The 330-nt window shown below is 58.8% G+C and carries 1 protein-coding gene; it reads left to right on the top strand.

Features of this window, described 5'->3' with window-relative positions; genetic code table 11:
• Positions 1-277 (top strand): phage tail tape measure protein (locus tag JW499_RS21935; RefSeq protein WP_205212545.1); only part of this gene is annotated, 277 nt, incomplete at its 5' end.
• Positions 278-330: the final 53 nt, after the last annotated feature.

Raw genomic sequence — 330 nt, 5'->3', positions numbered from 1 at the left:
AACCAGCCGGATTGGCGTGGGGAATCTTTACCGGCTGATGCGCGGCTATGCCACCGGCGGTTATGTCGGTACACCGGGCAGCATGGCAGACAGCCGGTCGCAGGCGTCCGGGACGTTTGAGCAGAATAACCATGTGGTGATTAACAACGACGGCACGAACGGGCAGATAGGTCCGGCTGCTCTGAAGGCGGTGTATGACATGGCCCGCAAGGGTGCCCGTGATGAAATTCAGACACAGATGCGTGATGGTGGCCTGTTCTCCGGAGGTGGACGATGAAGACCTTCCGCTGGAAAGTGAAACCCGGTATGGATGTGGCTTCGGTCCCTTCT

It is taken from the genome of Amphritea pacifica (assembly GCF_016924145.1).
Classification (GTDB): domain Bacteria; phylum Pseudomonadota; class Gammaproteobacteria; order Pseudomonadales; family Balneatricaceae; genus Amphritea; species Amphritea pacifica.
The sequence above is the reverse complement of the archived record's forward strand: the minus strand, read 5'-3'. Positions and strand labels throughout refer to the sequence as shown.